Genomic DNA, 21,487 nt, shown 5'->3' on the forward strand with positions numbered 1-21,487 from the left:
GTCCAGGGAAACCGGCCGTTCCGGTGACGTTCGACTAAGAATTTTGAACCAATGGTTTTCTGTCATCTACAACAACTGATTTCAGCTAAAATTTTGGCGGCTTTCGACGCCCCCGCTTCGGGTAGTTCTATTTTTTGCAATGCAGATCGATAGATTTCCACACCGCCGGAATCCAGACAATCAGACATTGCCCGCTCCAACTTCATGAATTCTCTTTCGGTGATCATAGCGGAAAGCTCGCGATCGGCCAAAGCCTTGGCGCGTCGTTCCTGATCGTCCAGATAGGGTGCCGACTGTGGGATCAGAATGGCCGGAAAACTGTGATACAGAATCTCATTGACCGAATTGTACCCCGCCGCCGATATGACCAAGTCTGCGGCCGCGCAGAGCTTTGTGGCCTCTAAAGTCTGAACAACTCTGGTGTTCTTCCAATTGAACGTTGACGGCTGCACCTTGCTTCCGGGCCAGGTGACGATCAGGTGCAAGCAGTCGGGTCGGGCTTCTATGATCCCTGAAATTGCCTGCAATTGAGCGGATCTTTTTGAGGCTACGCCCCCACCCAGCATGCTGACGACCAGCTGCTTGAAATCATGCCCCATTCGCTTGGCCAGCCCGGCTCTGAGGTGCTCGCGGTCTTTTTCAGATTGACCCAAATCGCGAAAAATAGGGCCGACACGATGCACGTGATCACCATAGCTGTATGCATCATTGAGTTCGTCAAAGGCCTCTGACGGCACGATAACACGATCGAATGCGCTTTCACGCTGAAGCATGCCGAGCCTTGATCGACCCTTGGGCCACAAGCCCCGCCGTATCCAAACCGCCGACAGTTTTTTCTCAAGAATTATCCTGTAGACAGAATCGAATACATAGCCGCCGTCAAACACCAGCATGTCGCTCTTCTGCAATGCGGCGCCCAGACGGCGATAGGTCAAGATGTCATTGGCGTTGGAATGATCGTTCAAATCAGTTCGCGCGACCAGCGGAATGCAATCTATGCCTTCCCGTCTGATCAACGGCACACAACTGGGAAACGCGGCAAATACTGCGGGCATGTTGTCCGGCAATGCTTTGGCAATGATTGCGCAACGCTGCGCGTGCCCTAACCCTACCCCGTTCGTGGGTAAGAACAGGGTTCTTTGTGTCGTCCGCTCGGGCCGGTGAATTTCTGGCTTGAGACCTGCTGCGGTTTCCAGACGGGAAATGTCCACCGAATTCAACCACTGAGATCTTGATACCTGTTCCGCGATCTGTGGAATGCTTCCAAGTATTTTTCCAGTGAGATACCCATCCAATGCAAACAGAGTTTTTGGTCCAAGCAATGCCGGTGCACCCGTCGACACAAGAACTTCGTCCTCGGTGCAATCTATTGCAATACCACCGGCGGCAATCAACTGGACCGCCAGCGCCGCCATGCGAACACCGGCGATACCGTGCCCGAACATGGCAAGAATATCTGTCGAATTTGCCAAGGTAAGCGGTGAAAGATCCGTGAACAGGATCGTGGGCAAATCGTGAAAGGACGACGCCTTGATTGCCTCGTTCTGCGCCCCGCTCACGACTAGCTTCAGCTTGTACCCACCCTGATTACTCATCCGGGACAAGCAGGGAAGCGTTTCGGCATTGTCCAGTTCCATTTCGCCTAGGACGACGGTGACCGTCGGCTTCCCCTGTGCCGGCCGTCCAACCGGTCGAACTTCTGCGACCAAGGGGCTTACGGCCGAGGGCAACATCGGTCGCGGCTGAAAGTCTGCAAGGTCGATGACACGGGCTTCGCGTCCAATCGCATAGGCAAGGCGTGCCTTTGCAGCGATGAAACTTTGCTGTGTCACGAAACGACCCGTTGCGATCACCGGTACGTCCGCGCCGAGTTGCTTTTGCCGCAAAGACGCAAGCAGAAGATCGTCAATTTCCTCGGCGCCCAGAACAAAGACGATTTCTGCCACTTGCTCGTCAGGGTCGACGAGGAAGTTGGCCGCCTCATAAACTCTGCCGCGCCCGGCATCCTTCGGCAAATACTCGGCACCGATGCACACATCGAAACCCCGAGCGGCAAGTTGCTCGGCAAATATCAATTGCGCATCAAACGACCGTATCGAACGCGTGCCAGCCTCAACATAGATCATTTCAGCACCCCGCTTTCAGCGGTCAGAATACCTGAAAGCATCGCCCTGAAATTCTGAGCGGAATAGCGCTCAAGAATCGCGCGCGACTTGGATACCTGCTGATGGTATTCCTGCGGTTTGGCGACAAGGTCAGCGATGATCCCGTCAACTTCGCTGGGTCGGCAGGTGATGACGGCTTCGCCAAAGGTCTTGCCGGTATTGGTGTCCGTGAGGACGACCTTGCCGGCTGCCAGAGCCTCTGCAATGACGCGCCCAAAACTCTCCTGCCAGGTCGGCGCTGTGAAATAAACGAAGAAATCTATCATCTCAAAAAACTCGTCCACACTAATGGCGTCGAAGGGAAACAGGGTCCAATGCGTGCGAAGAATGCCCGCACCCAACAACGCGTCCGCACCGAGAATAACATTGGATTGCGAATGCTCCGGAAAACACAATTCAAGGTCGGCAATATTGGGAAGCTTTTCAAACCCCGGCCGTGAATGCCTTCCACGGCGATCCTCGGGTTTTTTGCACGGTTCGCGGACTTCGGTCGCGCAAATATTGAACCAGTCGGTTTCGAGCACATTCCAGTGTTGAGCCACACGTGAATCGGCCAACCAATTGGCCACGGTCTTTCGGTTGTAAGGTGAAATCGGGGCGAGAGACTTCCTCAGCGCAAGCGACGCGATGTCAATTTGATCGAGGCATATTGCAACGTCAAACCCCTCTTCCCCACCTGGACGCAGGAAGTTCTCGTGCGTCACGACAATGAGGTCCCGAGCAAATATCCTCGCCTCCAATTGCTGCTGAAATTTCAGAAAGGACGGGTTGTGCAGGATGACAAAATCAGCACTTATCCGAGGGGCATCCCAGATCAGCGGAATGTGCAATTCGTCAAGCACCTTCCGCAACACTGGCGCAACGTATTGGCTTTCACCGAATGTTCTGGACGTTACCGCATGCACGACCACGTGCCCGAGCTCCGCTGCCTCCCGTAACTCTGCGGCGACCGCTGCAGATGTTCCACCAGAGAAGCGCGGCTCGATTATGTAGGCAACTTTCGGTCGATCCGAGCAACTGATGACGGGCACGACGGACATGGAATTCAGTGCTGCAACGTGTTTGCGGCCGCAGTGTCATCCGGGCTGGTCGGCGTTCCGGTAGCAAAGCCGAAATCCAGATTGCCAACCGAGGCTGCCTCGTAAAAGCTGCGCAATTCCAGCGACAGCTCGTCTTCGCCCACAAGTAAATCCGGGTTTCTCTCGAGATAGGAATACAGCGATTGGGTGTCGTTGTTGGATAGGAACTGATCGATGTTCAGCAGGTGTTCGAGCGTGACCTCAGCGCCCGCACTATGAGAGGTCGTTAAGAAAAGGAGGGCAGTAACAATACCCATAAGTTTGCTGTCAGTCATTGGTGCACACCCGGTGTTTGATTTCTAACTTTTCACGTTGTTCCGGCCCTTCGCAGTTAATGTCGTGTGGAATGTCACTGGTTCGTCGCTGTCTTCAGCTTTTGCAGAACCTGGCTTCTTAGTTGATCAACAGGGTTGCTGGCAGGAGCGCTGCGGCTGGTTCTTCTGGGCGTTGGCGTAACCGAACCGCCGCCGGAGCCTTCTCCGGCCAACCACAACTCTATTACCCCAACCGGCGTCTTGGACGCTGACCCTGTGAAATCCCGCAGCAAAGCGTTCGCATCTTTCGCGAGGGCCGCTGCCCTCTTGGCATCCTGACGATGGTAAAACCGAACGTTGGATTGCGTAATCCCGAACCCGACACGTGCCGATCCACTCAATTCGTGACCGGTTGCGCTTAGGCTTGCGACAACAGCACCAACAGCGCCATCTGGAAGACTATTTGGTGCAAATAGCCGGAATTCCGCGCCTTCACCCAGAACGGCCGTTGCCGGAGGCTCGGTAACTTCTTCAATTGGCGCTGCGTTGCCAGTTGGCTCAACTGGTATTGGCTGCAGTCGCATTTCACGGGGCTGCACGCGCTCTGAATCGAGCGAAATGTCCTCCGGCTGCACCGAAGGATCCGATGAGACCGTCCTAATTCCCGTGACAATTGGATCGATGGAAAAGGGAACTTCCTGTTGACCGGCAAGGCCAATGACAGACAGCGACGATACGCCGGGATTTTCCGAACTTGCCGCGATGAAATCTAATCCGCGCGGCTGTGGCAGCGGGCCGAATTCTACTTCGGCCGTCTGGGTGGTCGGGGTCACCAGTGACACTGGCGCAACCAAAGCGTTGGGTGGGCGCGGCAGAGCCGCGCTCGCGTCCGCCAGCAACCCGATAGTGTCAGTTCTTGTCACGCCTTCATCGGACAGCGCAATCGCCGAGCCGAAAGTCTCTGGTGAGATTAAGTGAAGAACAAAGCTCGGGTTTGCCGCCTGTAGCGGTTGAACGACCAACACTTCTCTTGGCAATGGGGATTGATCTATTGCCGGCGCACTTGATCGAAGTTCGGGCGCGTTTTGCCGTATTCTGGGCCCAATGACATCAACAACCTTCGCCGCCCCGGCTCCCGGCGGTGTCAGAGAAACGAAGCTGTCCAAATTCTTTGGTTCCACCAAACTGGCGACGGGCAACGCCAGCTCTGGCAGCACGCCGAGCGGATTGAGCGTGAGTTCGGTTGGTTCTTCCGCGGCAATCGGCACGTCCTGAATTGGTGCGCTCGTTTGCACGAATTCTTCACTGGGTAACGAGGCGGTTCCGGTCAACTCGGTACCAACGGATTCGCGACCGACATTTTGACGTGGCCCGAACAAATCCCATTCGTATAAAGCAAAGTAAACCGAAGACGCAGCAAGCACACCGATCACGCATCCGACAGCAACTGAGTCCAGCCTTATTCTGCGAGTCTGCTGCTTTGCTGGACTTCGAAGAAGCCTTTTACGAAGGCTATTGGCGGCCTCTTCAGTGGATGGTCCGGCAGTTATCTCAGAGTATTTCTTATCCTCTTTGACATTTGATTTTTCTTTGTCTTCGGCAAGATTATCTCGGGACGGCGATTGCCGACCGATACTCTTGTTTTCCTGCCCGGTTGAGGGCGGTGCTATTGTTGGTTCTACCCTAAGGTTTCCATGAATCTTCTCGCCTATGCCGGCCGACCGTTTTTCCTGTGTCCGGACATCAAACGCCTCGCCGTTTTTTCCAGACCCTTGGGTGCTGCGGTTGTCACCCCCGCTTCTATTAGAATCACCTTTTGGCAAATCTCCCGACTCACCTTTGCGGCGCGCAAGCACGGATTGTCTTTGCTGACGCGCTTCTTCGACCCGGTCTTGCCAGGTCTTAGGCGCCGGGGATCTCTCTCTTGTGGTTGAGTGATCTGCCTTTTGACGGCCTTGCTTGGGTTTCCGGGTTTCATTGTTTTCCCGGCTGCGAGCCGCAAGATTTTTCTCACGCTGTATACGAGCGTTTTCAAGCATCTCCTGCCAGTCAGGCGACCGTATGAAATCGTAGACGTCAGACGCCTCATCGGCGCCTTTTTTGGCAACTTCAGGTAGCGTTCTTTCGTCGCTAGCCTTGGTCATTAATTCCCCCTGAACAGACCGCAGAAAAACGTTTCAAGCCGTTGCAGTGCGGGCAAACCGAGTACACTCCTGGGCATCAAAAAATCTATTAAGTATAGACCACTGATTATAAAAAATTGACTGCCTGAAAACAAGTAAGCCAACGCTGCCGGGTGAATGCAGTAGTTTCTTTTCTGGAACGAGATCACTGTTTTTCGACGTCTATGAAGACTCAATCTGCCTCGACGAACCAGACACTGTTAACCTTAGAATTTAGCGCGGCGCAGTGGCTGCTCCCTACGGTTGAAGGGATTGTAGACTGAAGCATGGGCGACCCAGCCCGAATAGGCGAAATACCGTAGAATCCAGGCAGATTGACAGCCGCCGTTGGCAACCCCTCTTGTTTTTGCAGCCGCAACGTCTTGAGCGTGGTTTGACTGTCCCTCGATGCGTTTTGGTTCGAGACAATCTTTCAGGCTTTGCGCAATTGTTCGCCGTTCTGGCACCTTGGTATGAAAAGCAATGCCGCAAACCGATTCACCCTGGAAGCCTTACTTGGTCACCCCTAATCCCACTTTGCGCGCGAAATAAGGATGTCAGCCACGCAGGAGCATGTGTCGCGTGTGCAGATTATCGGGTCTTCGGGTAATGTAATCTCCCGTCCGATTTCGCCTATACGGCCGCCCACACCACACACGGCGCGGTGTACGTAACCCTCGCCGGTTATCCGCAAGGATTCCAGTCCCGCCTCGCAGGTCCAGCCCTTCCAACGATTCTCGGCCCTGAGAATGAAGGCATTGGCCCGAAGTTCCTCTCGGGTGCCGTCAGCTCCATGACGGGCCATGATGCCGCGTGGGTGCCGAAGCCGGCCGTTCGCCGCAGGTGGCCTGGACATCCGTTCCTGCATCTTGGCGATTTGAGTTTCACTGTAAGGATAGAGAGCGTGTCCAAAACCGACCCGCAATGGTTTCATAACGATCCCGATATGGGGAAAATCAGTGCCAAGTTTGCGGGCAACATCATAACTCTCGTCGAACCGTTCCGGCAGCATTGTGAGGTTGACTTGAACGTGAATGACTTCGGACAAGATCTCGATGACCCGGTGGACATGCGCAAATTCAGCTTCTTCGAGGTGAAAAGTCAGAATAAGAGAGTCCAGTTTATCCCGAATGGCCTGCCAGAAACGTTCGGTTCGGGACCCGTTTGATATCAGGCTAACCTTCATCTCGTGGGAGTGGGCTGCACCCAGGATGTCCTTGATTTTCGGGTGAAGAGTTGGCTCTCCCCCGGTCAACTGCAGCCAGACACGTCGCCCCAAGCCGATCTGATAGTGTTCTTGCAGGGCTTCAATCATACCGACAACGTCTTCAAGGCTTTGCCAGCCTTTGGTTCCGTCATGAAGTGCTGGTGGACAGTAGCTGCATGAGTAATTGCAACGGTTGCCAAGCATCCAGTCTACTAAAACAACTTTCTTGTGAATCTCATCCGCATGTTCGATCCATTCAAGAGGCCGCGGTTGCGCCGCCACTTTATGGTCATTTGCTATTTCAGTGTTGTCTGTCGACCGCATTATTAGCTACCTGCCTGATCCACCCTCCGCTGTTGAACGCTCGAAACTGCAGTCCGGGATTCCTGATCACCACAAATGGCAAAGATACTACGGGCACTTCAGTTTTCGGGGCCGGGACCACTCTGAGGACAGCTCACAGACGTCAGTTGAGAGCTGCAACCCAAGCACTTTAGGCCAAAACGGCGAACGGAACAACGTTCACCCGTAGGCGCTGTTCGTCGAACAGGAATTGTTCACGGGCAGGCTGGCCGAACTTTCTTCACTTTAACCTAAAGATCGCAATATCCGCACATCGGCTCCTACAACCTGCTGAGCAGCCTCATCCGACTGGTCCAAATTGATTGATGGTGCAACATCGTCCTCTAATCTATCGGGATGATGGTTTCCGGTGCTGGCGGGCGTTTACCCTAAGCACTGCATGGTTTCTTCGTGCGGTATTGTTTCAAGTTCTTTATTGGAAGCAGTCAGATACCTGTTGTCAGGATCATCACGCCTGACAAAAGCCGTTGTTAGCGCTTCGGCTGAGCTTAAGCCCCGCTTCAGCCAGCTACGTCGACCGTCCGTTCGGGGCAAAAGCCCTACTCAAAATGTCAAAAACCTTTGCGCCAATAAATGGCGCTTCTGACTCTCGCGGACCAGCGACATTGATTACTTCAGAAACATGCGAAGCCATCCAAGATCGGACCTGGCGGGCACAGAACTCTTCACCCTCTCTCACGTCTACGATCAAATGTGGTTTTCCAATCTCTTGGGCGTAATCGATTGTGAGATTTGTGCCGGGGCTGGGTGATCCGGCCAAAAAAACGAGCAATGCGTCGCTATCCCGGACATTCAGTTTTGTTCTTTCGCTAACGTCCCGAGATCGCGTTTCGCGCAGCCCGTGAAATCGATCAGGGATGCAGCCAGCTTCATTTGTCCGGCCTTTCGGAACCCATCCGCCGTAAGAAATTCCGTTCGTCAGCGCAAACTCAAATGCCGCCAAGTCGACTCCGGTTTGCCCGCCAGTTAGTATTTTCACCAGGCAATTCCTAGCGACACCGGTTTGCGCGTCCGTTGTTGCGCGCCACCTGATTGCCCCACCTCAGAAGGTTTACGTTGCAATCATCTCGGTCGATCAGCACCTCAATCAAACACAGGCCATCATGCTTTTGTGCGCTTTCAATTGCCGCATCCAACTCTCCTTCTGTTGCGACTTTGCACCCCCACGCCTTGCCTTCTCCAGCGCTGAACACGTCAATCAGGCCAGCGTAATCCCAGTTCTTGATTGTGTTGTACGGGCCGTCGTGGATTTCCACTTCGATCGTGTAGCCGCCATTGTTGATCAGAAAGATGATCGGCTTTGCGTCATACCGGATCATGGTCGAGATTTCCTGAGCGGTTAACTGAAACGACCCGTCACCGATACAGGAGATCAACCGCCGCCCGCCACTACCCAGCGCGTAACCCAGCGAAGCACCGACTGACCAGCCGATAGAGCCATACTGCATCTGGATCTCGAACCGCGTGCCTTCGGGCAAGTCGATTTCCATGCCGTTGAACCAAGAATCGCCTGTTTCCACCAGCAGCGTGCTGTTCTGGTCCAGCATCCTCTGGATACGACTAAAAAGCTGCCGAACTGTTACCGGAGTTTCCTCGGGACCGGGGTCAGGCAGGCTCTTTTTAACTCTGACCCGTTCAAAAGCCGCGATTGCCCCGTTGTTGGGCGTAAGTTTGTCGGAAAGCGTGTCCAGAAACTCATCCATGCGTACATTGCTGAAATGGGTAGCCCCCAGCTGAACCGATGTCGGATGCACCAGGACCGATTTGTCGGGATCGAAACCCAGCTGATGACCAGTGGTAGTGTAGTCGGTAAAAACAGGGCCGACAAACAGCAAACCGTCGGCCGCGTCCACGATTTCTCCGCAGCCCGGCGTACTGACCGGCCCCCAGTAGATTCCCATAAAGTTCCTGTCCGCTTCAGACAGAAAGCTTTTGGCGTTGGGCATGGCGGCCTGCGCGTACGCGCTGGCTTTTGCCATGTCACGCAATGCACGTTCCGCCCCACCAGCACGCGTTTTGCTGCCTGCCACCAATACCGGGCGTTCTGCTGTATTCAAAAAAGCTGCAACCTGCTCTACCGCTGCAGCCAAAGTATTTGGGTCGCTGTTCGGCTGCCGGGCAAAGCTGCGCGGTATTGGCGCCGATGTGGGGGCGCCGGCAATATTCGAGGCGATTTCGATATAGACCGGTTTGCGGCGTAACATCGCGGTATCTATCGCCCTGTCAATTGCCACAGGCGCCAGGGACGGATGATGAATCATGACCGCTTCGGCGGTTACGCGCGCGAACATTTCGCGCTGATACCCATAGTCAACTTCGCCCAGCGTGTGGTGCAGATACTCCCATTCAGCCTCCGAATTGGTGTTTGGCCCGCCGGAAATTGCTATCAGTGGAAGGTCTTCGGCATAGGCACCCGCAACTGCATTCAGCAGGCTCAAACCCCCGACGGAAAACGTTACGACGGCCGCAGATGGCCCTCCGGTAGCCCGTGCATACCCGTCAGCAGCGTAACCGGCATTAAGCTCGTTACAACAACTGATCATTCGCATTTCCGGATTGCCGAGCAATTCGTCCAACAACACCAGATTATAGTCGCCCGGAACCACAAAATATTCTGCAATCCCCGCTTCCTGCAATCGCTTTGCCAAATAGGATCCCACGGTCCAGTTATCTGACGACATGCCTTTTCCCCACTACAAACCATCAAAGAATAACATTCTGGGCATCTTATTGGCGAAGGTCGGATTCGCAAAATCCGGCCAGGTTTAGCGAACTATCAAACAATTTGGGGAACTGCTCGCAGAGCCTGTCAGCCTGTTCATCAAACTTGCGGAAGGCTGGTTTGAAAGTGGAATATTAGGGTGCCAAATGGATTGGCGACCAGTGCCGCCAATTGCACACTTGGTCGGTCATCGAACAAGTGCCTGTTCCATTTTTTGACCTGACGGCAAAGCCGTGACCATTATACGGAAATGAACAGCTTGAACTCATTCGTCCGATTTCTGCTTTGATTTTGGAAGATAGGTTCGGATCTCATTCCACGGCCTCGAAGCATCCCATCATAAAGATGCGCTCAGGTCTTATGCATAGGCGGCTTTGGATACCGAACGCCGGATCGTTCGCACCTGAATTGGTGGGTATCAGGCCCCTAGGATTGGTTATTGAATGCCCAGAACAAGTGCAGAGCCCATTCAGACCCGAGCTTTCTCGAACGCCGCCCAGGCAGCTTGAAACGCTTCGAAATCAAAGCCTGACTGGCTTGCGGCATCGAGAACAATGCGTTCTGTCGTCAACAATTTCTGGATCGCCGACTCCAATTGATCGACCACGTCATCGGGCACTACGAGCGCGCCGTGACGGTCCGCGTGGATCAGTTCTCCGGGATGAACTGCAAGGCCAAATACCGAAACAGGTGTGTCGATCTCGCGCACATGGACGTAGCCGTGACTGGGCCCGACCGAGCCAGCGATGACCGGAAACCCCTCGGGCACATCGCCAAGGTCACGCATGACGCCGTTTGTCAGGGCACCGGACAGACCAAAACCCTTGTGTATTGTTGTGTTGATCTCGCCCCAATAGGCGCCAATGCATTCCGGATAATCCACATCCTCGATCACCGCGACCGACGGAGCGGGTGCTTCCGCCATGTATTTGTAATAGTCCATCCGCCGGGTCTTGATGATCTCTGGCGGCTCAGTCGGAGGATTAACCGCCGCGATCCTGGCGGTGCGGGCGTACCCAACTACCGCAGGTTCTTTGGGGGCTGAGCAAATCATGGTGCCGCGCGTGAACCTGTCGAACCCGCGTTTGCCCTGTGCCACTTCGATGGCATTGCAGACCGTGGGCGTGTCGACCTTGCGCAGTAGGGATAGAAGAGACGGTGTCATGTGTCCTCCAGCCAGCGGATCAGAGCCGCTGTGGTTGCAGTCGGTTGTTCCAATGTGGGCAGGTGCCCTGCCCCTTCGATGATTTCAAGCGTGCTGTTGGGCAGCAAATCATGCATCAATTCGTGGCGCTCGACCGGGCACAATTCGTCTTCCCTTCCGCACAGGACCAAGGCTTTGCCGGAATAGTCCGACAGGGTCGCGCGTTGGTCGGGGCGATCCATCAACGCCTGTGATTGGCGCAGGAAAACATCCGGTCCCAGGTCGGTTGCCATCGTCATGCAAAGATCCAGAATTGCCCCTTGACGGGGACCGTCGGCCAGATAGTTGGGCTTCATTTCATCTCGCATGACATTCCACAGACGCCCTTCGCGTACAGCGGCCATCTGCGGCGCGCGTCGAGCCTTCATTTCGGGCTTTTCCGCCAGCGGATTGGTGTCGAGCAGTGCCAACCGCGAAACGCGCTCCGGGGCTTGCCGCAACACTTCCATTGCCACGATGCCGCCCATTGACAGACCCGCCAGTGCGAAAACGGGTGGCGCATTGCCCAGGATATCCGCAGCCATGTCCTGCACACTTTTGTGCCGACATAGCGGAAAGGTCATCACGGGCACCCTGCCCGACAACACCTCGATCTGCGGGCCAAAGAGGCGGGCATCGCACATCATGCCCGGCAACAGGATCACGGGTTTCATGCCGAAGCCAGTTGGGCCCCTTCAGACAACGCCGCCAGTTTGGCATAGGCAATCTGAGGGTCGACCGCACCAAAGCCCGCAAAAGTGCCAAAACCGCAGTCGCTGCCCGCGATCACCCGGTCCGCGCCGACAATACCCGTGAAACGCTCGATCCGCTGGGCGACGAGCTCCGGGTGCTCGACAAAATTGGTGGTGGTGTCGACCACACCGGGAACCAGAACCTTGTCATCTGGTATCTCACCCTTGCGGTCCCGGAACACCGTCCACTCATGAGCGTGGCGCGGGTTCGAAGTTTCAAACAAGACATAGCGCGACTTGGTCGCCATCAGGGTATTGAAGACCTTATCCATCGCAATGTCGCAGCAATGTGGCCCTTCGTAATTGCCCCAGCATATATGCACCCGCACGCGATCTTGCGGGACGTTCTGAAGCGCGTGGTTCAGAACCTCGACATGCATGTTGGCAATCTTTACGAACGCGTCGTCCGAAAGGTCGGTGAACAGCATGTGGCGCGACAAGGCCAGATCGGGGCAATCCAGTTGCAGATCCAGACCGGCGGCCACGATGGTTTCGTATTCCTCCTTCATCGCATCGGCCAGCGCGGCCAGGTAGGCCTCGCGCGTGGGGTAGAAATCGTTCTGCAGAAACAGCGAGATCACACCGGGTGACGCGGCATTCATGAAACCGCGCTCAGCCCCATGCCTGGCCATTGCGGCCTTGAGATTGGCAATGTCCTTTTCAAGTTCACCCTGTCCCTTCGAGCGCACCTCACCAGTACACATCGGACGCGCATATTGCGGTGTGCCACCGTCATCGGCCAGCCGCTCCAGAAAACTGGGGAACATTTTCAAATCTGCTGGCGCATTACGCGGGCTGTCACCGGAAAAGCCGGTATAGCGATCTTTGACATAAGTGGCATAAGATATCTTGGACGTCTCACCATCGCTGACGATATCGACGCCGGCCTCCACCTGCTTGCGCACGGTCTCAGAGACCGCATCGGTCATGCAGTCATCAAACGCAGCGGCATCGAACGTTTCTTCGTTTTCACGCGCAAAGATGAAATCGACAACATCCTGTGTTCGGGGCAAAGACCCAACATGGGTAGTTTTGACGGTCATCAGGGTCTCCTTAGATTTTTCGAGCCATCAGGACTGTATGGCTTTGGGTATCAGGATCTTCGGCCAGAAACCCGGTCAACCGCAGCCCGTTATTCTCCAAACACACCGCATAACCGGCAGGTGACAGCGAAGCGTGGTAGACCAACTCCGCTCCTACGGTTCCGCTCTCTTCGCCTGCGCGCGGGCCGACGGTCAGCATCAGCATTCCACCGGATCGCAAATGGCGCGCCATCCGGGCGATGCAGGCCTTCTGCTCGTCCGCCGTCAGATGGAAAAAACTGTTCCACGCGATGATGCCATCAAACTGCTGGGTCAGCTCGAAATCCCGCATATCCGCGTGTCGCCAATCACCTTCCGGCCAACGGTCCCGGGCAATAGCCAGCATCGCCTCGGAAAAGTCGACGCCGGTGACGTCAAAACCCTCGGCCATGAACCAACGCGCAATGGGATCACCCGCGCCGCAACCAAGATCCAAAACGTGGTCGCCGGGCTTGAGGCTGGCCGTGAAGCGCGCCAGCCAGCGCGCTTCGAACAGAGCTTTTGAGCGACGCTTGTCGTACTCTGTGGCTTGCCGTTCGTATACGGCATGGGTGTCTTTGGGGTCCGCGTTCATCCTGTCCAGGTTGCTCCGGCCGGGTCTTCGGTCGCCGTGATCCGATACAGGCCTGCCTGTCCGGTCATCGACGGTTGAACGCTATAGGATTCACCGGGCATAACCAAAGCCGTATCGCCAGTGGACAGGGTAGTTTCATACCCGTCCACTGAAATACGCCAGTGACCGCTGGCAGGCATCAGAACCACCGGCTTTTCGGCGGCAACCGGTTCGTTTACGGATGAACCTCGGCCGAGGAAGTCGACTTCGAACCCCGGCCTGTCCTTGATCAGGGCGTTCTCACCAATCACCTGCGCGGGTTTACCGGACGACAACGCCATCAGATCCCAATACCGAGCGACGTATTTGCCAACGACATCCTCAACCGGAACCTCAGGGTAGTCTTTCAACTGCTCTTCCGTCAGCAGCGGCATCGGGCGCACATTGTGGGGCAGTTCCTGGCCTTTCTTACTGTCATAAAGAACCCCGTTGTCCCCCAGCATCAGACCATGCGCCTGCGCGTCTTCGATGACCTGAGGGGCCCATGTGACACCGCCGCCTGCATCATCACCGCCCAGGATCGACATGATCATGCCGTAGTCTTGCCCCACATTTTCGAAGCCGCGGAAGATGCCGGTAGGGATATTGAAGATGTCACCTTCCTCGGCAATGAATTCACCCGCTGTACCGTAACGGCCCCAAAAGAAGCGCCAACGGCCTTTGGCCACGAAGAAAACCTCGGCGGTCGTGTGGCTGTGCAGGGAGTTGCGGCATTTCGGCGGCTGACCCGCAGCGCCAATGTTGAAACCGATCTTGTCGGTGATGTGGACATGCTGGTCCGGAGACTCCGACACACCGCCACCAATAATCGTGAAGTTCTCTTTCTGGTCGCTGCCCGGTGTATGGGCATCGATGAAGGCGGTTTTGCAAGGTCGCAGTTCGCCATAACGGACAATGCGGCTTTGGATAGTACTCATATCTGTTTTCCTTCTGATTGGGGTTTGAATAGGTCAAACCCCAAGACCCGGCGGGCGGTTGTTCAGCCGTCGGGCGCGCAGGCTGGCGCGATGTGCGTGAAACCGCCTTGTCGCCTGCCCTGCATCCAGATCAGAGAACCTGTGCTGCATGCTACAGGTCGCCGGTTTGGAGCAGTATCTGTTTCCAGATCGACGTTTCGTCAAACAAGGTGTACTCGCGGCGCAATCCCCAGGGGCCGAATTCCGCATGACTGATGCCCAGCACCAGGACGTCGGCCCCGGTCGGAACACCGAAGACGCCCCAACCGTCGTGTTTGCCGTGCAGCGTCCAGCGGATCGCAGCACGCGGCGGCATCAAGGGATCGTCGCGACCGATCTGATGCTGAATCTTGAACTCGGCATTCGGGAACGACGCGCGCAGCCCCATCCAGAACCGGTCGACGGGTCCCCAACCGTGGCCGGTTGACCCGCCCGGATACTCTGACTGTATGGCACGATCATATTCGGCCTCGATCACCCCCATGTCGGCGCTCATGATACGGGAGAGGATGCCCGCATATTTCTGGCCCCACTCGTTGTCATTGCCTTTGCCCTTGTATGGGCCGGGCTGATCATTTGCGGGCGTAAAGGGCTGAACACAGGCTTCGGGTCCTCCTTCGCGCGCAATCAGGTCGCGGGCGTATTCCTTGGGGTCCCAACCCATCTGTTGCACGATTGCGCTCTGATCCCGGATCAGCCACTCATCGTTGATCTGGTTGTTGATGGCATGACAGTCGGCGAGGATGCGATAGACCAGCTTCTTCCCGGTTGCTTTGCCATAGACGCCGTCGCCCAGATGTGTCGCTGTGGACAACAGCCGGTGCGAGGACAACATGCCTTCTTCGGGTGTTCCCGACCAGATCACGTCCTCGCCCAAAAGCGTGCGATCCGGGAATTCGGCCAAAGTCGCCATTGTGGCGGCAATGACACCTTGATTGCCGACCACAACAGAAGCTGGCGAACGCACCACAATATCCGGCGAATAGTAGTGATGCAGCGTAGCAATGCCACGATCCTCCCAAATCTCCTTGGTGATCCCGATGATGTAATCGGGAAAATCTTTGAATTTGGGGTCGAATCCCTTCATGTTTTCCATCCTTCAGGTATGCGGGCCGAACCGCGAACGATCAGGGGCCCGTCAATCTCCAAACGGCGCGGACCAACGTCCGGGCCTTCGATTTTTCTAAGCAGAATATCCACGGTTTCGGCGACCATCCTGTTGGCCGGCTGCCGCACGGTGGTCAGATCGTAAGTCGGCCACGAGGCGACCAAGACATCATCGTAGCCAATGACCGAAACGTCATCGGGTATGTTCAGGCCCAGCTCGAACCTGAGCGTATCCATGACCGCAATCGCCATGTGATCATTGGCAACAAAGACGGCATCCGGCGGGTCAGAGGCAAACATCCGTCTTGTTGCGTCTTGTGCCTGTTCGGTAACAAAGTTTCCGACCTCGCGTGCGTGAAGCTCGACACCGGCTTCGCCCAATGCCGCCACAAAGCCAGCCTCGCGATCACGCTGGGTTGATGCACCCTCCCACCCGGCGATGTAGCCGATTTTCTTGTGCCCTCCTGCCAGCAAGAATTCGGCCGCTTTGCGACCACCGGCTATATTGTCCGATGTCACGGCGGACATGGTCGGATCGTCCTGGGCGCGGTTGAACAGAACCATTGGAACACCGGCCGCACGGCACCGGGCCGACAAATCCGATGACAAGGCTACAGATGCTGCGATGATACCATCCACCTGAAAATCGAGGATTTCTTCGACAACCTTGTCGATGTTTCCAGCCGATTGAGACGCCATGAAAATCAACACGTGATACCCACGTTCCTGCAGAGCGTTTGTCAGCTTTTCCAAAGCTTCGGGATAGAACTGATTGTTCAGGTAGGCGACCACAAGGCCAATGATCCGGCTTTTGCCCGACACAACTGCGCGGGCCAGCACATTCGGCCGATAACCCAGCTCCTCGGCTGCTCGGCGTACCTTTTCGATGGTTTTCTTAGATGCCGAAGCCCCAGGCGTAAAGACACGGCTCACTGCGGACTGGCTGACCCCTGCCAATCGGGCAACGTCCAAAGATGTAATCTTATGCGCCGCCATCAGTCTGCTGTCCAACCCCCGTCGATCATCATTGCCGTACCTGTTACCAGTGCCGAGGCATCCGAGGCCAGATAAACGACTGCTCCCATGATATCTTCAATCTCGCCCGGACGACCCAGTTTGATCTTGTCCAGAATCCAAGCGCGTTTGTCCGGGTCATCGAAAGTCGCTCGTGTAAGATCAGTCAGGATGAATGTCGGGCAAATCGTGTTGACCCGGATTCCGGAGGGTCCGAATTCCAGCGCCATCGCCTTGGTAAACCCTTCGACCGCGAACTTCGATGCACAATACACCGCGCGTTCACGTCCACCGACATGGCCCATTTGGCTGGAGACATTGATCAGAGAACCGGGCTGATTGGCCTCGAGCAAACCTTTGGCAACGGCTTGCGTCAGGAAATAGGCACCCCGGACATTGACGTCCATGACAGCGTCGAAGTCGCCAGGTACCGTATCGACCGCCTTGCTGTGACGCGCGAGCCCGGCAGAGTTCAACAGAATGTCGAATGGCCCGTTTTGCGCCACGGCCGTCGCGGTTGCCGCAACGTCGGAGATGTCCATCTCAAGCACATTTGCGGCCCATCCCTTGGACACCATTTGCGCCGAAATCTCGTGCAGCGCGCCTGCCCGACGCGCCGCCAATGTCACCTCAGCACCCTGTTCCGCAAGCGCCACAGCGCAGGCCGTGCCGATGCCTGAAGAGGCTCCGGCAACCAAAGCGCGTTTGCCTTTCAAACTGAAACTGGGGGTGCTGGGAAATTCGGGCATATCAGACCTCGCCGACCGGGAATGGGATGTCGCCCATCACGCGCGCCTTGTTGAACTCGCGCAGACGAGCAAAGACATCTACGCCCAGTTGCCGGTACGCGTCCAGCAAGTCCACCATCACCCAGTTCTCTCGGATCAGACCGTTTTCCAGCCGCCAAAAATCCAGTGATTTCATAGTAATACGCTGGCCAGAAGGCGCAATACCCATCCATCCGTCGTTGGTTACGGTCTGGATCATGTTGGGCCAACCGGTCACTGCTATGTATTCGGCATCGCCAAAGAAGTGGTAGGTGATGTCATCGACGTATTTTCCGCGGTCCGGCATGCCGTTCAGGAACGGAATCTGGTGCCAGTTGCGGAACCCCGCGATGCCACGCCCAGTACCTATCCCCGCAGGGCCGTACCAGTTCATGCGCGGGTGCCAGAATTTCTCCATTTCCATCACTTCCGGGCCGCCCCGGCTCGGGTGTTTCTTGAGATGTTCCAACATGTCGACGATGTGATCGCACGACGCCTGCGATTTGGTTTCGTCCCATGGCCCGGGCACAATACCGTCAAGTGTCGCGGGGCCTGGGATACAGAATTCCAACCCTAGTGATGGCGCCATCGGCCAGGCATTTGCCTGCATCATCACCTCGGGAATGTCCCAAAGCGTCTGAATTTCTACGACCTTGCCGTCCTCGATGCGGTAGAATTCGTGGAACCGCATATGAGTCAGATGCCCAGTCGGTGGTATGTCCAGCCAGGGCGCGACAAACGTGCCGATGTAATGCCCACCGCAACCAATCCAGTCGCCGCCATGCTCAGTCCTGCCGCCCATAACGATCCAGTCCCGGCGTTCAAGGTCGGGCAAAGCCTTAAGCAAAGGCGCGTAGCATGCGTCGTAAAGTTCCTGCGGGCCGGTCAGATCTCCAAACGGATGCGGCATATGCACGACGGCGTCCGACGCAATCACTCCGTTCAAAGCCGCGCGAACGCGCACTTCGTCGAAGTCATACATCGCGGCCCTGAGCGGGGCGATCAATGCCTTGTTCGTGGAATGGATGTCCTTCATTCCGCCGCCTCTCGATACGGGGCGCCTTCGCCATAGGGAATGTTGATGCCGCCATAACGCCGGACACGGATGTTGCACTGCTCGGCATGGCCGACAAATCCTTCGAGCATACACAGGCGCGAACCGTATTCGCCGATCATGGTCGCTGCCTCATCCGTAAGAACTTTCTGATAGCTGTGAGTTTTCAGGAACTTGCCGACCCAGAGTCCACCTGTGTAACGCCCGGCCTTTTTGGTCGGCAGGGTATGGTTTGTACCAATAACCTTGTCACCATTGGCCACATTGGTGCGTGGCCCGAGAAACAGCGCGCCATAACAGGACATGTTCTCAAGGAACCAATCGTCGCGGTCGGTCATGACCTGCACATGTTCCGACGCAATGTCATCAGCAACTTTCAGCATCTCGTCGTAGGAATCGCAGACGATGATCTCGCCGTATTCTTCCCAGCTAACCTTGGCCGTACCGGCGGTTGGAAGAACGCCCAGAATGCGGTCGATCTCGCTCAGGGTATTTTCGGCCAGCTTGCGTGAGTTGGTGACAAGAACACAGGGGCTGTTGTAGCCGTGCTCAGCTTGTCCAAGCAGATCTGTTGCACACAACTCAGCATCAGCGGCCGTTTCATCGGCAATCACCATCGTCTCGGTTGGTCCGGCAAAGAGGTCGATGCCGACACGACCAAACAACTGGCGCTTGGCTTCGGCCACAAAGGCATTTCCGGGCCCGACCAGCATGTGAACCGGCTCGATCGTTTCTGTACCGATCGCCATCGCGCCGACGGCCTGAATGCCGCCCATAACATATATCTCATGCGCGCCGCCCAGATGCATGGCCGCGATCACCGCCGCGTTTGGTTTGCCCTGGAATGGCGGAGTGCAGGCGATGATACGAGGAACCCCTGCAACCTTGGCCGTCGCCACCGACATATGAGCCGAAGCAACCATCGGGAATTTACCACCCGGAACGTAACAGCCCACCGACTGCACCGGGATATTCTTGTGGCCAAGGATCACACCAGGCAGCGTCTCAACCTCGATGTCCAGCATCGAGTCACGCTGAGCTTGAGCAAAGTTCATGACCTGCTCCTGCGCAAACTTAATATCCGCCAGTTCACGATCCGTCAGTGATGCAATCAGGTCGTCGATTTGCTGCTGGCTGAGGCGGAAGCTCTCAGGCGAGTAATTGTCGAATTTCTCCGACAGTTCGCGCACCGCAGCGTCACCACGTGTCTCAATATCTTTCAGTGTTGCCTCGACGACGGCGCGCGTCTTGGCATCGTCCTCGGCCCTGTCGGCCTCGGGCTTGCCGCGTTTGAGATATTCGATTGCCATTGTCCTAATCCTCAGTTGTCGGGCCGGGGCGGTGTTTTCTCACCCCGGTCAAATGCTTCCCAGCCTTCACCGTTGAACACGTCCACGCCCAGCTGCGCGGCGACGTGGGCGAAATCGACATTCACCCAGTTGTCGACGATCTTGCCGTCAACGACTTTCCAAAAGTCCATGTATCGGATTTCCACCCGTTTGCCGGTCGGTGCGATGCCAAGAAACTCGCCGGAATGGGTGGCTTCTTGCCGACCAAAAGCGGCTGCCCATTCGCCCATGTAGAGGCGCGCTTCATCGATACACGTCTTATCCGAAAACGCCGCCTGGAACGGGCGCTGCCAATTTTCCTGAAACTCCTTCAGGCCGGTCTTGGTTCCGCAACCCTGGTTGCCCATCCAGCGGAATCCCTGCGAGAAGAACTCTCCAATATCGTCAATGCGGTGATCGTTGAGCCCGTCAACCATCCCTTCGATTACGGCCCTCGTGTTTTCGGTTTTGCTCATGTCCGTGTCCTTGGTCAGCACGGCCTGTTCGGGGCGGGAGCCCTTCATGTGTCTTGTCCTTTTATTGATGCCTGAGAGATTTCGAAGCGGCAGACCGTGTTAGTCGTCCGTCAGATAATCTCTTGGCATCCGGTTGAGCGCCGGGTGACGCGCAATAAAGCTATGTCTTGCGGCGGAACTCATGCCACTTCCTTCAAATTGCTCATGGCCGCGGCGCGGGCAAACACGTCCACGCCCAGTTGGCGATAAAGGTCGATTATATCGACCATGACCCAGCATTCCTGCACGAGCCCGTTTTCCACGCGCCAGAAATCCAGGCTGCACCGCGTAATACGCCGCCCTGTCGGGGCAAGCCCAAGAAACCCATCCCCGGAATGCGTGGCTGTGCCGGATGGCCAGCCCGTGAAGGCCACCAGGTTCCGGTCTCCGAAGAACACGCCCTTCTCAAGGTGGCGCATATTGTCCGACAACCCTGTACGGAACCCGCTGAAAATATTGTCGCGGATACCCGTATGACCGCGCGCTGTGCCCAATCCAGTGGGGCCATACCAATAGGCATAATCATTCCAGAACCCGCCAAGCCCGCGTCCCGGAAAACTGGCATCGCCCTGCTTCAGATCGTGCAGCATGTCCCATACCAACCGGACCGAAGCATCGGTCATTTCTGGATCATTTGGTGCCGTTACTATGCCTTGACCGTCTGCAGGACCGGGGCACATCCATTCCACACCCAACTGTGGTGCCATGGGCCAGACCCCGGCCTGTAGCATCACCTGCGGAATGTCCCACAACCCTTCCATCTCGACAATTTGGCCGTCCTCAATGCGAAGGTACTCGTGATACCGCATGAACATTGGCTGACCGGTCGCAGGAATACCCAGCCATGGCGCGCACAATGTGCCGACGAAATTACCGCCCAGCCCAATCCAATCCCCGGCCTTCCCGCCGCCCCAACGGGGACCGGCCATGACGATAAAATCGCGGCGCTCGAGATCAGGCATGGCTGCGATCAGCGGATTGTAAACCCGGTTCCACAGGTCTTCAGGGCCTGCCACCCGGTTAAAGGGATAACCCAGGCGGATCCTCGCATCCGGGGCAAAAACCCGCTGAACTTCCTGTCGCATCCGATCAGGGTCGCCTGAACGGAATGCCGCACGAAGCGGTTCAACAAGCGCCTTGTTTTGATCGTGAACCGTGCTCATG

Annotated in this window: 19 protein-coding genes; all 19 read right to left on the reverse strand. The window is 56.1% G+C overall.

Annotated elements, in window-relative coordinates; all coding sequences use genetic code 11:
* Positions 1-62: 62 nt before the first annotated feature.
* A complete protein-coding gene (locus AC2TEL_RS18735) occupies positions 63-2,126 on the reverse strand; it encodes a glycosyltransferase (RefSeq protein ID WP_480844196.1) in 2,064 nt (687 codons plus the stop codon).
* Positions 2,123-3,205 carry a hypothetical protein gene (locus tag AC2TEL_RS18740; RefSeq protein WP_480906087.1) on the reverse strand — a complete coding sequence of 361 codons (1,083 nt, stop codon included), beginning with the start codon at positions 3,203-3,205 and terminating at the stop codon, positions 2,123-2,125. The genes AC2TEL_RS18735 and AC2TEL_RS18740 overlap by 4 nt, the downstream gene beginning before the upstream one ends.
* A gap of 5 nt (positions 3,206-3,210) precedes the next feature.
* On the reverse strand, positions 3,211-3,519 hold the full coding sequence (locus AC2TEL_RS18745; RefSeq protein ID WP_480844198.1) for a hypothetical protein: 309 nt from the start codon (positions 3,517-3,519) through the stop codon (positions 3,211-3,213).
* A 74-nt stretch (positions 3,520-3,593) separates the two neighbouring features.
* Entirely contained in the window at positions 3,594-5,537 is a 1,944-nt protein-coding gene (locus AC2TEL_RS18750; protein WP_480906090.1) for a hypothetical protein, read from the reverse strand.
* A 649-nt stretch (positions 5,538-6,186) separates the two neighbouring features.
* Complete coding sequence (locus AC2TEL_RS18755; RefSeq protein ID WP_480906092.1) at positions 6,187-7,191, reverse strand: radical SAM protein; 1,005 nt, start codon at positions 7,189-7,191, stop codon at positions 6,187-6,189.
* Between the two features lie 547 nt (positions 7,192-7,738).
* Positions 7,739-8,209 carry a putative molybdenum carrier protein gene (locus AC2TEL_RS18760; protein ID WP_480906095.1) on the reverse strand — a complete coding sequence of 157 codons (471 nt, stop codon included), beginning with the start codon at positions 8,207-8,209 and terminating at the stop codon, positions 7,739-7,741.
* Between the two features lie 10 nt (positions 8,210-8,219).
* On the reverse strand, positions 8,220-9,911 hold the full coding sequence (locus AC2TEL_RS18765) for a thiamine pyrophosphate-binding protein (RefSeq protein WP_480906098.1): 1,692 nt from the start codon (positions 9,909-9,911) through the stop codon (positions 8,220-8,222).
* Between the two features lie 510 nt (positions 9,912-10,421).
* Entirely contained in the window at positions 10,422-11,117 is a 696-nt protein-coding gene (locus AC2TEL_RS18770) for an RraA family protein (RefSeq protein ID WP_480906101.1), read from the reverse strand.
* On the reverse strand, positions 11,114-11,809 hold the full coding sequence (locus tag AC2TEL_RS18775; RefSeq protein WP_480906103.1) for an alpha/beta fold hydrolase: 696 nt from the start codon (positions 11,807-11,809) through the stop codon (positions 11,114-11,116). The genes AC2TEL_RS18770 and AC2TEL_RS18775 overlap by 4 nt, the downstream gene beginning before the upstream one ends.
* Entirely contained in the window at positions 11,806-12,930 is a 1,125-nt protein-coding gene (locus AC2TEL_RS18780; protein WP_480906105.1) for a cobalamin-independent methionine synthase II family protein, read from the reverse strand. Before AC2TEL_RS18780 ends, AC2TEL_RS18775 begins: the two co-directional genes overlap by 4 nt.
* Before the next feature lie 10 nt (positions 12,931-12,940).
* Positions 12,941-13,543, reverse strand: coding sequence for a class I SAM-dependent methyltransferase (locus AC2TEL_RS18785; RefSeq protein ID WP_480844206.1), 603 nt, complete (start codon positions 13,541-13,543; stop codon positions 12,941-12,943).
* Complete coding sequence (locus AC2TEL_RS18790; protein WP_480844207.1) at positions 13,540-14,499, reverse strand: cupin domain-containing protein; 960 nt, start codon at positions 14,497-14,499, stop codon at positions 13,540-13,542. Before AC2TEL_RS18790 ends, AC2TEL_RS18785 begins: the two co-directional genes overlap by 4 nt.
* Positions 14,500-14,650: 151 nt before the next feature.
* A complete protein-coding gene (locus AC2TEL_RS18795) occupies positions 14,651-15,625 on the reverse strand; it encodes a nuclear transport factor 2 family protein (RefSeq protein WP_480862769.1) in 975 nt (324 codons plus the stop codon).
* Complete coding sequence (locus AC2TEL_RS18800; protein WP_480844209.1) at positions 15,622-16,641, reverse strand: LacI family DNA-binding transcriptional regulator; 1,020 nt, start codon at positions 16,639-16,641, stop codon at positions 15,622-15,624. Before AC2TEL_RS18800 ends, AC2TEL_RS18795 begins: the two co-directional genes overlap by 4 nt.
* Positions 16,641-17,408, reverse strand: coding sequence for an SDR family NAD(P)-dependent oxidoreductase (locus AC2TEL_RS18805; protein WP_480906108.1), 768 nt, complete (start codon positions 17,406-17,408; stop codon positions 16,641-16,643). The genes AC2TEL_RS18800 and AC2TEL_RS18805 overlap by 1 nt, the downstream gene beginning before the upstream one ends.
* Position 17,409: 1 nt before the next feature.
* Positions 17,410-18,462 carry an ester cyclase gene (locus tag AC2TEL_RS18810; RefSeq protein ID WP_480906111.1) on the reverse strand — a complete coding sequence of 351 codons (1,053 nt, stop codon included), beginning with the start codon at positions 18,460-18,462 and terminating at the stop codon, positions 17,410-17,412.
* Positions 18,459-19,790, reverse strand: a complete 1,332-nt coding sequence (hisD, locus tag AC2TEL_RS18815; RefSeq protein WP_480906113.1) for a histidinol dehydrogenase — start codon at positions 19,788-19,790, stop codon at positions 18,459-18,461. The genes AC2TEL_RS18810 and hisD overlap by 4 nt, the downstream gene beginning before the upstream one ends.
* A gap of 11 nt (positions 19,791-19,801) precedes the next feature.
* Positions 19,802-20,332, reverse strand: coding sequence for an ester cyclase (locus tag AC2TEL_RS18820; RefSeq protein ID WP_480844213.1), 531 nt, complete (start codon positions 20,330-20,332; stop codon positions 19,802-19,804).
* A 131-nt stretch (positions 20,333-20,463) separates the two neighbouring features.
* Complete coding sequence (locus tag AC2TEL_RS18825; protein WP_480906115.1) at positions 20,464-21,486, reverse strand: ester cyclase; 1,023 nt, start codon at positions 21,484-21,486, stop codon at positions 20,464-20,466.
* Between the last annotated feature and the right edge of the window lies 1 nt (position 21,487).

The sequence above is a fragment of the Ruegeria sp. HKCCD9138 genome (genome assembly GCF_057220975.1).

Bases quoted from the DNA above. Each gene is read 5' to 3' on its own strand.
- AC2TEL_RS18735 (WP_480844196.1), bottom strand. From the start codon at position 2,126: ATGATCTATGTTGAGGCTGGCACGCGTTCGATACGGTCGTTTGATGCG.
- AC2TEL_RS18740 (WP_480906087.1), bottom strand. From the start codon at position 3,205: ATGTCCGTCGTGCCCGTCATCAGTTGCTCGGATCGACCGAAAGTTGCC.
- AC2TEL_RS18745 (WP_480844198.1), bottom strand. From the start codon at position 3,519: ATGACTGACAGCAAACTTATGGGTATTGTTACTGCCCTCCTTTTCTTA.
- AC2TEL_RS18750 (WP_480906090.1), bottom strand. From the start codon at position 5,537: ATGCTTGAAAACGCTCGTATACAGCGTGAGAAAAATCTTGCGGCTCGC.
- AC2TEL_RS18755 (WP_480906092.1), bottom strand. From the start codon at position 7,191: ATGCGGTCGACAGACAACACTGAAATAGCAAATGACCATAAAGTGGCG.
- AC2TEL_RS18765 (WP_480906098.1), bottom strand. From the start codon at position 9,911: ATGTCGTCAGATAACTGGACCGTGGGATCCTATTTGGCAAAGCGATTG.
- AC2TEL_RS18770 (WP_480906101.1), bottom strand. From the start codon at position 11,117: ATGACACCGTCTCTTCTATCCCTACTGCGCAAGGTCGACACGCCCACG.
- AC2TEL_RS18775 (WP_480906103.1), bottom strand. From the start codon at position 11,809: ATGAAACCCGTGATCCTGTTGCCGGGCATGATGTGCGATGCCCGCCTC.
- AC2TEL_RS18780 (WP_480906105.1), bottom strand. From the start codon at position 12,930: ATGACCGTCAAAACTACCCATGTTGGGTCTTTGCCCCGAACACAGGAT.
- AC2TEL_RS18785 (WP_480844206.1), bottom strand. From the start codon at position 13,543: ATGAACGCGGACCCCAAAGACACCCATGCCGTATACGAACGGCAAGCC.
- AC2TEL_RS18790 (WP_480844207.1), bottom strand. From the start codon at position 14,499: ATGAGTACTATCCAAAGCCGCATTGTCCGTTATGGCGAACTGCGACCT.
- AC2TEL_RS18795 (WP_480862769.1), bottom strand. From the start codon at position 15,625: ATGAAGGGATTCGACCCCAAATTCAAAGATTTTCCCGATTACATCATC.
- AC2TEL_RS18800 (WP_480844209.1), bottom strand. From the start codon at position 16,641: ATGGCGGCGCATAAGATTACATCTTTGGACGTTGCCCGATTGGCAGGG.
- AC2TEL_RS18805 (WP_480906108.1), bottom strand. From the start codon at position 17,408: ATGCCCGAATTTCCCAGCACCCCCAGTTTCAGTTTGAAAGGCAAACGC.
- AC2TEL_RS18810 (WP_480906111.1), bottom strand. From the start codon at position 18,462: ATGAAGGACATCCATTCCACGAACAAGGCATTGATCGCCCCGCTCAGG.
- hisD (WP_480906113.1), bottom strand. From the start codon at position 19,790: ATGGCAATCGAATATCTCAAACGCGGCAAGCCCGAGGCCGACAGGGCC.
- AC2TEL_RS18820 (WP_480844213.1), bottom strand. From the start codon at position 20,332: ATGAAGGGCTCCCGCCCCGAACAGGCCGTGCTGACCAAGGACACGGAC.
- AC2TEL_RS18825 (WP_480906115.1), bottom strand. From the start codon at position 21,486: ATGAGCACGGTTCACGATCAAAACAAGGCGCTTGTTGAACCGCTTCGT.